This is a genomic window from Rhodanobacter denitrificans, from assembly GCF_003335105.1.
Taxonomy (GTDB): domain Bacteria; phylum Pseudomonadota; class Gammaproteobacteria; order Xanthomonadales; family Rhodanobacteraceae; genus Rhodanobacter; species Rhodanobacter denitrificans_A.
The window spans coordinates 1-202 of the sequence record NZ_QFWQ01000024.1; the positions used below are offsets into that span (position 1 = coordinate 1).

Below are 202 nucleotides of genomic sequence, written 5' to 3' on the forward strand. Positions count from 1 at the left end.
AAACTGGAGCGGGAAACGAGACTCGAACTCGCGACCCCGACCTTGGCAAGGTCGTGCTCTACCAACTGAGCTATTCCCGCATCGGAGCCGCGAATCATAGCAGAACGAAGCCGTTTGTGAATAGCCTCGACACCGTTCCGGCACGAAATGCGGCATGCGCGCCGATACGACAAAGCCCCGGACGGGCCGGGGCTTTGTCTGC

Annotated in this window: 1 tRNA gene; it reads right to left on the reverse strand. The window is 60.4% G+C overall.

Going from position 1 to position 202, the window contains the following annotated elements:
* Positions 1-4: 4 nt before the first annotated feature.
* Positions 5-80: transfer RNA gene (locus DEO45_RS16345), tRNA-Gly, on the reverse strand.
* Positions 81-202: the final 122 nt, after the last annotated feature.